The following is an 11,996-nucleotide window of genomic DNA, read 5'->3' as shown; positions in this document are numbered from 1 at the left end:
GAGGGGTATTCCGGATTACCGCGGCCTGTCCACGATGGAAGGTCATTTGATTCTCGCTGATTTTCAGGAGCTATTTACTATGCGTAACTTCGATCTCTCCCCGCTATATCGTTCAGCCATTGGTTTCGACCGCCTGTTCAACCTGCTGGAAAACAATCAAAGCCAGAGCAACGGCGGCTACCCTCCGTATAACGTCGAGCTGGTAGACGAAAACCACTATCGCATCGCTATCGCGGTGGCTGGCTTTGCTGAAAGCGAGCTGGAGATCACGGCCCAGGACAATCTGCTGATCGTCAAAGGCGCCCACGCCGCCGAGCAGAAAGAGCGGACCTACCTGTATCAGGGGATCGCCGAGCGTAACTTCGAGCGCAAATTCCAGCTGGCGGAAAATATTCACGTCCGCGGCGCCAACCTGGTGAACGGCCTGCTGTATATCGATCTGGAACGCGTGATCCCGGAAGCGAACAAGCCGCGCCGCATCGAAATCAACTAATTGTCCGTTTCAGGCCGCGTGGCGGCCTGATGTCACAACCTGCTCGCCGTCAGGGAGCAGATGCGAATTGACAGAATTCGCAGGTATTCACTCGCTTCTTAGAAGGAGAAAACACTATGCGTAACTACGATTTATCCCCCCTGCTGCGTCAATGGATCGGCTTTGACAAACTGGCCAACGCCCTGCAAACCGCCGGTGAAAGCCAGAGCTTCCCGCCCTATAACATCGAAAAAAGCGACGATAACCACTATCGCATTACCCTTGCGCTGGCCGGTTTCCGTCAGGAAGATCTGGATATTCAACTGGAAGGCACCCGTCTGGTGGTGAAAGGCACGCCGCAGCAGCCGGAAAAAGAGACCACATGGCTGCACCAGGGGCTGGTGAGCCAGGCCTTCAGCCTGAGCTTCACCCTCGCCGACAACATGGAGGTCTCTGGCGCGACCTTCACCAATGGCCTGCTGCATATCGATCTGACCCGCAATGAGCCTGAGCAGATTGCCCCGCAGCGTATCGCCATCAGCGAACGACCGGCGCTAAATAGCTAATAAAGTAACCTACTGATAAGGCCCCGTTTTTCGGGGCTTTTTTGTGCCGGTCTGTTTGCTGGTATTGTGCGCCAGGCGGCATACAACCCGTCTGGCAGCGGTCATAATCCCTGTAGTTAATGGTGTTATTCACAGGGACGATACCATGAGTGAGATAGCATTGACGGTCAGCGTGCTGGCGCTGGTGGCGGTAGTGGGGTTGTGGATCGGCAATGTCAAAATCCGCGGCGTCGGCTTTGGCATTGGCGGTGTCCTGTTTGGCGGGATTATTGTCGGCCACTTTGTCGATCAGGCGGGTGTCGCCCTCAGCAGCCCGATGCTGCATTTTATTCAGGAATTCGGCTTGATCCTGTTCGTCTACACCATCGGTATTCAGGTGGGGCCGGGCTTTTTCGCCTCGCTGCGGGTCTCAGGCCTGCGGCTCAATCTGTTCGCTATCCTTATTGTTATCCTCGGCGGCCTGGTGACCGCGGTGCTGCATAAACTGTTCGATATTCCTCTCCCGGTGGTGCTCGGTATCTTCTCCGGTGCGGTGACCAACACGCCAGCGCTGGGGGCCGGGCAGCAAATTCTCCGCGATCTCGGCGTACCGTTCGAGGTGGTCGATCAGATGGGGATGAGTTACGCGATGGCGTATCCGTTCGGCATCTGCGGCATTCTGCTGACCATGTGGCTGGTGCGCCTGTTCTTCCGAATCAATGTGGAGAAAGAGGCCCAGCGGTTTGAGGAGAGCAGCGGCAACGGCCACGCTCATTTGCACACCATTAACGTGCGGGTGGAGAACCCCAACCTCAACCAGATGGCGATTCAGGATGTGCCGATGCTCAATAGCGACAACATCGTCTGTTCGCGGCTGAAGCGCGGTGAGCTGTTGATGGTACCTGCTCCGGGCACCCTTATTCAGGCGGGCGACCTGTTGCACCTGGTGGGGCGACCGGAGGATCTGCACAATGCGCAGCTGGTGATTGGCCAGGAGGTGGCCACCTCGCTGTCGACGCGCGGCACCGATCTGAAAGTCGAGCGGGTGGTGGTCACTAACGAAAAAGTGCTGGGGAAGAAAATACGCGATCTGCACGTCAAACAGCGCTATGACGTGGTGATCTCCCGGCTGAATCGCGCTGGCGTCGAGCTGGTGGCCAGCAGCAGCGCCAGCCTGCAGTTTGGTGACATCCTCAACCTGGTCGGTCGTCAGGAGGCGATTGACGCCGTGGCCGCCGAACTGGGTAACGCTCAGCAGAAGCTGCAGCAGGTCCAGATGCTGCCGGTGTTTATCGGCATCGGACTCGGGGTACTGCTGGGGTCTATCCCGTTGTTTATTCCCGGCTTTCCTGCCGCACTGAAGCTGGGGCTGGCCGGTGGGCCGCTGATTATGGCGCTGATCCTCGGGCGTATCGGCAGCATCGGCAAGCTGTACTGGTTTATGCCGCCGAGCGCCAACCTGGCGCTGCGCGAGCTGGGGATCGTGCTGTTTCTGGCGGTGGTCGGGCTAAAATCGGGGGGCGACTTTGTCGCCACTCTGACCCAGGGCGAGGGCCTGAGCTGGATCGCCTACGGCATTTTCATCACCGCCATTCCGCTGCTAACGGTAGGCATTCTCGCGCGCATGCTGGCGAAAATGAACTATCTGACGCTGTGCGGCATGCTGGCCGGCTCCATGACCGACCCACCGGCGCTGGCCTTCGCCAACAATCTGCACGCCACCAGCGGCGCGGCGGCGCTCTCTTACGCCACCGTCTATCCGCTGGTGATGTTCCTGCGGATTATCACCCCGCAGCTACTCGCCGTGCTGTTCTGGGGGCTGAGCTAGCGGGCTTTGCGCCTGGACGCGGCGCAGGTGGTAATCCACCTGATACTCGCTGGCGTTGCGGAACATGACGGAATAGTTAAGAAACTCGCCGCTGTCGCTGTAGGAAAGGGAGGTAATACGCAGCAGCGGCGTCTGCTCCGGGACGTTCATTGAGCGCGCCAGCTGCTTGTCCGCCAGCACTGGCGTCAGCGTTTCATAATTCCCGCTGATGATGATCCCGCACTCCTTCTCAATATAATCAAATTTCGAACCCTCCAGATGGCTCAGCGACAGGTTGCGGAACAGCTTCACTGGCATATAGCTATCCTCCAGCATCAGCGGCTTGCCATCGACGTAGCGCACCCGCCGTGAGAAGTAGATCCGTTCATCAATTTTAATCCGCAGCAGGCTGGCGATGGCCGGCGGAGCAGGCATCACCTCGAAGGCCAGCACCTGACTCACCACCTCTTTACCCTGCTTGCGCAGCACTTCCGCCAGGCCAGTGAGATTGCTGGTTTCATGATGGACGTCCTTACGCGCCACGAACGTCCCCGAGCCGTGGCGACGCACAACCAATCCCCAGTCCACCAGCAGGTCGATGGCTTTGCGGATAGTCATGCGCGCCACCCCGAACTCCTCGGCCAGTTTTTTCTCTCCCGGTAGCGGGCTACCGATGGCGAAGTCGGCGGAATTCAGCCGCAGCCGCAGGCGGTCAGCAATGGATTTGTAGATCACCAGTAGTCCTCTTGTGCAGGAAAGTGGAATGTCGCTGTCTTCTCTTTTCGTTAAAAAAATAGATTTATTACAAGTAATTAATACTCATTCATTTCGTTAATTCCACTGTCTGACTTATCGATGTCTAACTTTGGTTATCGAAGTAGACAACTTTGGCCAAATTAAAACCATGAATGGGATCACGAATCGCAACGGCGCGACATGTTGTCGGACGGGCAAATTTCTATTCTCGAGTCAGGCCGGTAATCAAGAAAAAGAAGGCCACTCACCCTACGAGTTGTTACATGAGGATTTTCAAATGCTCAGTCAAATACAACGCTTTGGCGGCGCCATGTTTACTCCGGTTTTGTTGTTTCCTTTTGCCGGGATCGTGGTCGGTATCGCCATCATGCTGCGCAACCCGATGTTCGTCGGCGAAGCGCTGACCGCACCCGACAGCCTGTTTGCCCAGATCGTTCACATCATTGAAGAGGGCGGCTGGACCGTCTTTCGTAATATGCCGCTGATTTTCGCCGTCGGTCTGCCGATCGGCCTGGCGAAACAGGCCCAGGGCCGGGCCTGTCTGGCGGTGCTGGTGAGTTTTCTCACCTGGAACTACTTTATTAACGCCATGGGGATGACCTGGGGCCACTTCTTCGGCGTCGACTTTTCCGTTGAACCCACGGCAGGCAGCGGCCTGACGATGATTGCCGGGATCAAAACCCTCGACACCAGCATTATCGGCGCCATCGTCATCTCCGGTCTGGTGACGGCCCTGCACAATCGCTATTTCGATAAACCCCTGCCGGTGTTCCTCGGCATCTTTCAGGGATCATCGTTTGTGGTCATTGTCGCCTTCCTCGCGATGATCCCCTGCGCCTGGTTGACCCTGCTCGGCTGGCCAAAGGTTCAGCTGGGCATTGAATCGCTGCAGGCCTTCCTGCGCTCAGCCGGGGCGCTTGGGGTGTGGGTCTACATCTTCCTTGAGCGCATTCTGATCCCCACCGGTCTGCACCACTTCGTCTATGGCCCGTTCATCTTTGGCCCGGCGGTGGTGGAGGGCGGTCTGCAGGTCTACTGGGCGGAGCATCTGCAGGCGTTCAGTCAGAGTACGGAACCGCTGAAGACGTTGTTCCCGGAGGGCGGCTTTGCTTTGCACGGTAACTCGAAAGTGTTTGGTTCGGTGGGGATTGCGCTGGCGCTCTACTTCACTGCCGCGCCGGAAAATCGCGTCAAGGTCGCCGGCCTGCTGATCCCCGCCACCCTGACCGCGATGCTGGTCGGGATCACCGAACCGCTGGAGTTCACCTTCCTGTTCATCTCGCCGCTGCTGTTCGCCGTTCACGCGGTGCTGGCGGCGACCATGGCGACGGTGATGTACATCTGCGGCGTGGTAGGCAATTTCGGCGGCGGTCTGCTCGACCAGTTCTTGCCGCAAAACTGGATCCCGATGTTCCATCACCACGCCTCAATGATGTTCATTCAGATAGGCATCGGCCTCTGTTTCACCGCCCTCTACTTCGTGGTCTTCCGCACCCTGATCCTGCGTCTGAACCTGAAGACGCCTGGCCGGGAAGAGAGCGAAATCAAGCTCTACAGCAAGGCCGATTACCAGGCGGCACGAGGTAAAACCACGGCTGCCGCCGCGCCAGAGACCCGGCTGGGTCAGGCCGCTGGCTTCCTGCAGGCCCTCGGCGGCGCCGACAACATTGAAAGCATCAACAACTGCGCCACCCGACTGCGCATCGCGCTGGTCGATATGGCGAAAACGCAAAGTGACGACGTCTTTAAAGCGCTGGGCGCCCACGGGGTAGTACGCCGCGGCAACGGGATTCAGGTCATCGTCGGCCTGCACGTTCCCCAGGTGCGCGACCAGCTGGAAAACCTGATGAAAGATTCTCTTTCGACCGAACATACCACCATGACGGAGGCAGTATCATGAAAAAATTCTCAGTTGTTATCGCAGGCGGCGGCAGCACCTTCACCCCGGGCATTGTTCTGATGCTGCTGGCAAACCAGGATCGTTTTCCGTTGCGGTCGCTGAAATTTTACGACAACGACGGCGCGCGTCAGGAGACCATCGCCGAGGCGTGCAAAGTGATCCTCAAAGAGCAGGCGCCGGAGATTGAATTCAGCTATACCACCGATCCGCAGGCGGCGTTTACCGATGTTGATTTCGTCATGGCACATATCCGCGTCGGTAAATATCCGATGCGTGAACAGGATGAGAAAATCCCGCTGCGCCACGGCGTGCTGGGCCAGGAGACCTGCGGTCCGGGGGGGATCGCCTACGGTATGCGCTCTATCGGCGGCGTGCTGGAGCTGGTGGATTATATGGAAAAATATTCGCCGAACGCCTGGATGCTTAACTACTCCAACCCGGCAGCGATTGTGGCGGAAGCCACCCGACGTCTGCGGCCGAACGCCAAAATCCTCAATATCTGCGATATGCCGATCGGCATTGAAGGGCGGATGGCACAGATTGTCGGCCTCAAAGATCGCAAACAGATGCGCGTGCGCTACTACGGCCTCAATCACTTCGGCTGGTGGACATCGATTGAGGACCTCGACGGCAACGATTTGATGCCGAAACTGCGTGAATATGTGGCGAAATATGGCTATGTGCCGCCCTCTAACGATCCGCACACCGAGGCCAGCTGGAACGATACCTTTGCTAAAGCGAAAGACGTGCAGGCGCTGGATCCGCAGACCATGCCGAACACCTACCTGAAATATTACCTGTTCCCGGACTACGTGGTGGCTCACTCCAACCCGGAGCGTACCCGCGCCAATGAGGTGATGGATCATCGGGAGAAAAACGTCTTCAGCGCCTGCCGGGCGATTATTGCCGCCGGGAAATCCACCGCTGGCGATCTGGAGATTGACGAGCATGCGTCGTATATCGTCGATCTGGCGACGGCCATCGCCTTTAACACGCAGGAAAGGATGCTGCTGATTGTGCCAAACAACGGCGCGATCCATAACTTTGACGCTGACGCGATGGTGGAGATCCCTTGTCTGGTGGGTCACAACGGACCGGAACCGCTGACGGTTGGCGACATCCCGCACTTCCAGAAAGGGATGATGAGCCAGCAGGTAGCAGTGGAAAAACTGGTGGTCGATGCCTGGGAACAGCGCTCTTATCACAAGCTGTGGCAGGCGATTACCCTGTCGAAAACCGTACCGAGCGCCTCGGTGGCGAAAGCGATCCTCGACGACCTGATTGCGGCCAACAAAGATTACTGGCCTGAGCTGCATTAATCCCCGCTGTTTGACCGGCGCCCGCGGGGCGCCGGTTCTTCTCCCCGGTTCCTGATTTACGCTATGCTGAAGCCTGCAGCGCGATGAACAAGGAACTGTAATGAAAATCTCCCGCCTCGGCGAAGCGCCGGATTACCGCTTTTCGCTGGCTAACGAACGCACCTTTCTGGCGTGGATCCGCACGGCGCTCGGTTTTCTCGCCGCCGGCGTCGGCCTTGACCAGTTAGCGCCGGACTTTGCCACGCCGCTGATCCGTGAAATTCTTGCCCTGCTGCTGTGTCTCTTTGCCGGCGGCATGGCCATCTATGGCTATCTGCGCTGGCTGAATAACGAGAAAGCGATGCGTCTGAAACAGGACCTTCCCTATACCCGCACGCTGCTGGTGATTAGCATCCTGCTGTTGGCGGTGGTGGCCGCGGTGATGCTGCTGGTGGTGTATGGCGGATAAACGCCGGGCGCGGCGGGAAGGCGATCCGGGACTACAGCCAGAGCGCACCTCGCTGGCCTGGTTTCGCACTCTGTTGGGCTATGGCGCGCTGATGGCGCTGGCGATTAAACACAGCTGGCACCGCGCCGGCCTGCCGTTCTGGCTGTCGATCGGCGTGTTGGCGATAGTGGCGGTGATCCTCTGGGGCTATACCCGCCGTCGTCATCTGATGGACGTCGATGACAGCGATTTTTTTCAGCCGCGGGCGGTTCGTGACAAATTTTTGATCGCACTCGCAGTACTTTCTCTGGCATTCCTGTTTGCTGTTACTCACCTTCAACCGATCGTTTTATTCATTAGGGATATGTCATGACAGGATGTCCGGCGAATTTGCCTCTCACTCATGCCCCCGGCCAGCAACATGACACTCCCTTTCAGGCTGTCGTGGTGGAGGCGCATCATTGCCATCAGCCGCAGGCGTTCTATGCACAACTGCGTCAACAGGGTCTCACCGTTATCCATTTTATTCCGCAGCTGGCGGCCGGCGACGCCGCGCTCTGGGGGGAGTTTCTCTGCACTGTCTTTCACCGCTGGGTGCGGGAAGATATTGGGCGCATCAATATTTTGCTGTTTAGTGAGACGCTGAGCGCCTGGTGCGGCGAGCCGCTGACCCAGCCAGGCGCGCCAGCGGCCAACAGCACCTGCTACGGCTGCCCGTGGTTGCGCCTGTGCCGCTGCGGCGAACAGGAAGACCCGCTGTGCGCGGGTTATCGGCAGTTCTACGATCTTAGCGGGCCCTATATGCGAGTGATGCGGGACCTGCGCCGACAGCAGCGGCCGCCAGAGGCGCTGATGCCGCTGCTGCGCTGAAGATTAGCGCCCCTTCGCCAGATATTGCGCCATCTCCTCTTCCGGCACCATGCCGCCGCCGGTGGCCCACACCAGGTGGGTGGCCTGCTGCAGCTGTTGTTCACTCAGACCTTGTAGCTGATGGTACGCTTTGCTGGCGCAGACCCGCTGCGGCCCGGCCATTCCGGCCAGCGCGGACGGTTCAAGGCGAATGTTTTCCGCTGTCGCCAGCCAGCCCAGCATGTCGTACATCGTCTGATCATCAAGGGTATAGAACCCGTCGAGCAGGCGCTCCATTGCCCGGCCAACGAACCCGGACGCCCGGCCGACCGCCAGACCGTCGGCGGCGGTCAGGTTATCAATGCCTAAATCCTGCACCGCTATCTGGTCGTGGAGCCCGGTATAGACGCCGAGCAGCATGCAGGGCGAGTGGGTCGGTTCGGCGAACAGGCAGTGAACGTGGTCGCCGAAGGCCAGCTTCAGGCCGAATGCCACGCCGCCGGGGCCGCCGCCAACGCCGCACGGCAGGTAGACGAACAGCGGGTGATCGGCATCGACCACGCGCCCTGCTTTGGCAAACTGCGCCTTCAGGCGCTCGCCGGCTACGGCATAGCCGAGGAACAGCGTGCGCGAGTTTTCATCATCAATGAAAAAGCAGTTCGGGTCGGATTCCGCTGCCTTGCGCCCCTGTTCGACGGCGACGCCGTAGTCCTCTTCGTACTCAATGACCGTCACGCCGTGGCTGCGCAGTTTGGCTTTTTTCCACGCTCGGGCATCCGCCGACATATGTACCGTAACCTTAAAGCCGATGCGCGCGCTCATGATGCCGATCGACATCCCGAGGTTGCCGGTGGAGCCGACAGCGATGCTGTACTGGCTGAAGAACTGTTTAAATTCCGGTGTCAGCAATTTGCGATAATCATCTGCGGTGGTGAGCAGTCCGGCCTCCAGCGCCAGCTTTTCCGCATGGGTCAGCACTTCATAAATCCCGCCACGCGCCTTAATGGAACCCGAAATCGGCAGGTGGCTGTCTTTTTTCAGCAGCAGATCGCCGCTAATCGGCTGGCCGAACTTTTGCTCAAGGCTGCGTTTCATTGCCGGAATGGCAACCACTTCCGATTCGATAATCCCGCCGCTGGCGGCCGTTTCCGGGAAAGCTTCCGCCAGATAGGGCGCGAAGCGCTGAAGGCGGGCATGGGCGTCTTGCACATCGTCGGCGGTCAGACCGACGTAAGGTAACCCTTGCGCCAGGGTGGTGGTGGCCGGGTTAAACCAGGTGGTTTCTTTCAGGGCGATCAGATCCTGCACAAGCGGGAAGGTCGCGGTTAAGGTGGTCAGGTCAGCGTGTTTCATCATACGTCTCTTTGCGCTCAGATAATGAAAGAAAGCAGGAAGGTGGCGGCCAGTGCAAGTAGTGACGCGATAAATGTCGCTGTCGTGTAGTACTTGAACGTTTCGCTGAGGCTGGCGCCGCAGTACTGTTTTACCAGCCAGAACAGGGAATCGGTGACGATCGTGCAGCCAATGGCGCCGGAACCGATGGCAATGGCGATGATCTCCGGGCTTACGCCAGGATAAAGCGGCAGCATCGGCGCAACGATGGCGGTAGCGCCCATCATCGCCACGGTAGCGGAGCCGACGGCGGCGTGCAGGATAAGCGCCACCAGCCAGGCCAGCAAAATCGGATGCATATGCAGATTCGAGAGGATCACCGCCAGGCTATCGGCCAGGCCGCTGGATTTCAAAATCGCGTTGAACGCGCCGCCGGCGCCGATAATCAGCAGAATGTTGGCGATCGACCCAAAGCCGTTTTCAGTATGAGTCAGCAGGACGCCCATCCCCATCTGCCGACGAATACCGAGAATGTAATAAGCGACAAAGACGGCAATAAACATCGCGGTGATGGGGTTGCCGATAAATTCCAGCACTGTATACAGCGTGCCGCCTTGCGCCATATTCAGTTCAGCGACGGTTTTCACCAGCATCAGCCCAATCGGTAACAACACGGTAAATAGCGTAGCGCCGAGCGAGGGCAGCGTCGATTCTTCGCGTACGTCGAGGTTGGAAAACTCGGCTGGCACCGATTTAAACGGCAGGCGGTTGCCGAGCAGCCTGAGGAACAGCGGGCCGCCGACCAGCGAGGCGATCAGACCGACCAGCAGGCCATAGACGATAACCGTCCCGATATCGGCGCCCAGTTTATTCGCCACGAACAGCGCAGCCGGATGCGGCGGCACCACGCAATGCACCGCCATCAGGGCCGTACACAGCGGAATAGCCAGCTTCAGCAGCGAGGTATTGGTTTTTTTAGCGATGGAGAACGCCAGCGGGATCAGCAGCACCACGCCGACTTCGACAAACAGGGTAATACCGCAGATCAGGCCGACCAGCACCATAATCACGTCCGCCGACAGCCAGCGGCAGCGCTGCAGCGTCAGGCCGATGCGCTCCGCCGCGCCGGAGACTTCCATCATCTTGCCGAGGATGGTACCGAGACCGATCACCGCCGCCAGGAAGCCCAGCGTGCCGCCGATCCCACTCTCAATGGCGTTGACCATCTCCAGCGGGCCCATCCCCATCATCGCCCCAACGAAAAAGCTCGCCAGCAGCAGCGCCAGAAACGGATGAAACTTCAGTTTGACGATCGTTAAGACGATTAACACGATGCTAATCAGCAGCGTGCTCACAACCCAGATTTGCGATTCCATACCCCACCTCGCCGTAAGTAACGTGTGGTTATTGAACAGAAACTCGGCATGGGCTGACAAACGATATAAATGGCCTTTCAGGTGAGTCAAATTGAATCAAAAAGGTGATTTAGCTCTAAAATCGACCTATGAATATGCTATGGGTCAAATTAATTCATCCTTGAGCGGAAGTTCTGGCGTTATTTTTTTATCATCCAGATCCCCTTTTTTGCCAGGAGCGCATAATGGATGTACTCAAAACCTTAGGTACCCGGTTGCTCAACGGCTGGCAACTCTCCAGGCTGTCGACGTTTGAGGTGGCGGCGCGGCACGAGTCGTTCGCCCTGGCCGCAGACGAGCTTGCGCTCACCCCAAGCGCCGTCAGTCACCGGATTAATCAGCTGGAAGAGGAGCTGGGGATCCAGCTCTTTGTCCGCTCGCACCGCAAAGTGGAGCTGACGCGAGAAGGGAAGCGCGTTTACTGGGCGCTGAAGTCGTCGCTGGATGGCCTCAATCAGGAGATTCTGGACATCAAAAACCAGGAGCTCTCTGGCAGCCTGACGGTCTATTCGCGCCCGTCGATAGCCCAATGCTGGCTGGTGCCGGCGCTGGGGGATTTCACTCACCGCTACCCGGCCATCTCGCTGACTGTGCTGACCGGCAACGATAACGTCAACCTGCAGCGGGCGGGTATCGATCTGGCAATCTATTTTGATGATGCGCCGTCGTCGCAGCTGAGCCATCATTTTCTGATGGATGAGGCGATCGTGCCGGTATGTACGCCGAATTACGCCCGCCAGCTGCAGTTAACGTCAAATCCTGCCAGTCTGCGCCACTGTACGCTGCTCCACGATCGCCAGGCATGGAGCAACGACTCGGGGACCGATGAGTGGTATAGCTGGGCGCAGAAATTTGCGGTGGAACTGCCGCCATCGTCGGGCATCGGCTTCGATCGATCCGATTTAGCAGTGATTGCGGCGATGAACCATGTAGGGGTGGCGATGGGACGTAAACGGCTGGTGCAGAAGCGGCTGGAGAGCGGCGAGCTGATTGCGCCTTTTGGCGACATGACGCTGAAATGCCATCAGCATTATTACGTGACGACCCTGCCGGGCCGTCAGTGGCCGAAAATCGACGCCTTTATCGAGTGGCTGCATAGCCTGACCTGAAAAGAGGTGAGCAACGGCTCGGTGCCTGATAATCGCCCGGCGGCGCTGCGCTTGCGCGGGCCTAC

12 protein-coding genes, 1 pseudogene and 1 other annotated feature are annotated in these 11,996 nt (G+C 58.3%); of the genes and pseudogenes, 10 read left to right on the top strand and 3 right to left on the bottom strand.

From position 1 onward, the window contains the following. The first annotated feature begins 10 nt into the window (after window positions 1–10). Window positions 11–86 (top strand) — a sequence feature (ROSE (Repression Of Heat Shock gene Expression) occurs in the 5'-region of heat shock genes and acts as an RNA thermometer to modulate expression.). The 3 genes from ibpA to NKJ21_RS11035 all read left to right on the top strand — a co-directional run bounded on the left by ibpA (window position 80) and on the right by NKJ21_RS11035 (window position 2,845). Beyond that, window positions 80–493: a small heat shock chaperone IbpA gene (gene ibpA / locus NKJ21_RS11045; protein ID WP_004151523.1), complete on the top strand. Its 414-nt coding sequence runs from the start codon at window positions 80–82 to the stop codon at window positions 491–493. Its footprint overlaps the feature before it by 7 nt. Window positions 494–609: 116 nt before the next feature. Next, window positions 610–1,038, top strand: coding sequence for a small heat shock chaperone IbpB (gene ibpB / locus NKJ21_RS11040; protein WP_008806750.1), 429 nt, complete (start codon window positions 610–612; stop codon window positions 1,036–1,038). A 145-nt stretch (window positions 1,039–1,183) separates the two neighbouring features. Further along, window positions 1,184–2,845: a putative transporter gene (locus NKJ21_RS11035; RefSeq protein ID WP_012540259.1), complete on the top strand. Its 1,662-nt coding sequence runs from the start codon at window positions 1,184–1,186 to the stop codon at window positions 2,843–2,845. Here NKJ21_RS11035 and NKJ21_RS11030 read toward each other — a convergent pair. Next, on the bottom strand, window positions 2,813–3,559 hold the full coding sequence (locus NKJ21_RS11030) for a GntR family transcriptional regulator (RefSeq protein ID WP_008806752.1): 747 nt from the start codon (window positions 3,557–3,559) through the stop codon (window positions 2,813–2,815). The two genes, NKJ21_RS11035 and NKJ21_RS11030, sit on opposite strands and share 33 nt — an antisense overlap. 298 nt (window positions 3,560–3,857) lie before the next feature. On the opposite strand from NKJ21_RS11030, the gene NKJ21_RS11025 reads away from it, so the two are divergent. The 5 genes from NKJ21_RS11025 (at window position 3,858) to NKJ21_RS11005 (ending at window position 8,096) form a co-directional block, all read left to right on the top strand. Next, window positions 3,858–5,480, top strand: coding sequence for an alpha-glucoside-specific PTS transporter subunit IIBC (locus NKJ21_RS11025; RefSeq protein WP_008806753.1), 1,623 nt, complete (start codon window positions 3,858–3,860; stop codon window positions 5,478–5,480). Further along, on the top strand, window positions 5,477–6,799 hold the full coding sequence (locus NKJ21_RS11020; protein WP_008806754.1) for a 6-phospho-alpha-glucosidase: 1,323 nt from the start codon (window positions 5,477–5,479) through the stop codon (window positions 6,797–6,799). The genes NKJ21_RS11025 and NKJ21_RS11020 overlap by 4 nt, the downstream gene beginning before the upstream one ends. 100 nt (window positions 6,800–6,899) lie before the next feature. Continuing rightward, window positions 6,900–7,247, top strand: a complete 348-nt coding sequence (locus tag NKJ21_RS11015) for a YidH family protein (protein WP_002923305.1) — start codon at window positions 6,900–6,902, stop codon at window positions 7,245–7,247. Beyond that, window positions 7,237–7,599, top strand: coding sequence for a DUF202 domain-containing protein (locus tag NKJ21_RS11010; RefSeq protein WP_012967012.1), 363 nt, complete (start codon window positions 7,237–7,239; stop codon window positions 7,597–7,599). The genes NKJ21_RS11015 and NKJ21_RS11010 overlap by 11 nt, the downstream gene beginning before the upstream one ends. A 74-nt stretch (window positions 7,600–7,673) precedes the next feature. Continuing rightward, entirely contained in the window at window positions 7,674–8,096 is a 423-nt protein-coding gene (locus tag NKJ21_RS11005) for a hypothetical protein (RefSeq protein WP_064176501.1), read from the top strand. A gap of 3 nt (window positions 8,097–8,099) precedes the next feature. Here the strand turns inward: NKJ21_RS11005 and dsdA are convergent, their stop codons facing one another. Continuing rightward, window positions 8,100–9,428, bottom strand: coding sequence for a D-serine ammonia-lyase (gene dsdA, locus NKJ21_RS11000; protein WP_254732899.1), 1,329 nt, complete (start codon window positions 9,426–9,428; stop codon window positions 8,100–8,102). A 17-nt stretch (window positions 9,429–9,445) separates the two neighbouring features. Beyond that, the gene (gene dsdX, locus NKJ21_RS10995; protein ID WP_012967014.1) at window positions 9,446–10,783 is read right to left on the bottom strand and encodes a D-serine transporter DsdX; all 1,338 of its coding nucleotides are present in this window, start codon (window positions 10,781–10,783) and stop codon (window positions 9,446–9,448) included. 91 nt (window positions 10,784–10,874) lie between these two features. Between dsdX and NKJ21_RS10990 the strand changes: the two are divergent. After that, window positions 10,875–10,994, top strand: a pseudogene (locus NKJ21_RS10990) (hypothetical protein); the annotation flags it as partial. A 13-nt stretch (window positions 10,995–11,007) separates the two neighbouring features. Beyond that, the gene (gene dsdC / locus NKJ21_RS10985; protein WP_012967015.1) at window positions 11,008–11,931 is read left to right on the top strand and encodes a DNA-binding transcriptional regulator DsdC; all 924 of its coding nucleotides are present in this window, start codon (window positions 11,008–11,010) and stop codon (window positions 11,929–11,931) included. Window positions 11,932–11,996: the final 65 nt, after the last annotated feature.

Origin of the sequence: Klebsiella sp. SWET4 (genome assembly GCF_024296565.1) — a bacterium.
Classification (GTDB): Bacteria; Pseudomonadota; Gammaproteobacteria; order Enterobacterales; family Enterobacteriaceae; genus Klebsiella; species Klebsiella variicola.
The sequence above is the reverse complement of the archived record's forward strand: the minus strand, read 5'-3'. Positions and strand labels throughout refer to the sequence as shown.